Origin of the sequence: Clostridium sp. AF28-12 (genome assembly GCF_003435225.1) — a bacterium.
GTDB classification, from domain to species: Bacteria; Bacillota; Clostridia; order Lachnospirales; family Lachnospiraceae; genus Pilosibacter; species Pilosibacter fragilis.
In genome coordinates this window covers 1-719 of the sequence record NZ_QWGJ01000073.1, presented here as the reverse complement: position 1 = coordinate 719, position 719 = coordinate 1, and the positions used below count along the sequence as shown (strand labels likewise).

Sequence of the window (719 nt, the reverse complement as noted above, 5' to 3'; positions counted from 1 at the left end):
AAGAGGGATTGGAACCACAGTCCGAACAGCGGTCCCAGATCCATTTCCATCAGCCTCGGTTCCAGATCGGTCATAACTGAGGAAATGTCAATGGACGCATCCGAATTGATAACCCCTGCCGCCTGCGCCACTACGCTCTGCGCCATATCAAAGACGCCCATCACGATATTCCATGTATTTGTGACAATGAGGATGGCAGCGGCTGATTTGAACACCCACTTGAAAATCATCCAGGTGTCCACATCATGCAGGTTGTTCTTGTCTGCGATCATCTGGATCAGGTCTACGGTCATCACGATAGCCAGGATCACGCCTGCAATCGGCACCATGATGGAGTTGGACAGATTCTCAATCATGCAGAAAATACTGCCATTCCATCCCTGTGGGGTCTGGCCTACCTGTACGGATATATCCGCGACCTGCTGGTTTACACTGTCAAACATCCCCGAAAGGTTGCTCATAATGCCGCCCACCAGCATTTCTTTCAGCCAATTTGTCAGGGCTTCAAGTAAGAAATCCATACGGTGTCAACCTCCTTTCCGCCGCCCCCGCAAAACTGCGGGAGCGGCAAGGATTTCATACGGAGACGCTTAGACAGAGAAAAGCCCGGAGAGCAGAGGTACAAGGACCATGCCTACCACGGCTACACCAGCACCGGCCATGAGCTGCTTCATGCCCTGGCTCTTTATTGATGTGTGATAAAGAAGCAATAGAAGTGT

Annotated in this window: 2 protein-coding genes; both read right to left on the bottom strand. The window is 51.3% G+C overall.

Annotated features, from left to right (window positions below; genetic code table 11):
* Positions 1-521: VirB6/TrbL-like conjugal transfer protein, CD1112 family (locus DWY93_RS16860; RefSeq protein WP_242990778.1), on the bottom strand; the 521-nt coding region annotated here is incomplete at its 3' end.
* A 69-nt stretch (positions 522-590) separates the two neighbouring features.
* Positions 591-719, bottom strand: a 129-nt coding sequence (locus DWY93_RS16855; RefSeq protein ID WP_117472759.1) for a Maff2 family mobile element protein, incomplete at its 5' end; no start/stop codon positions are given.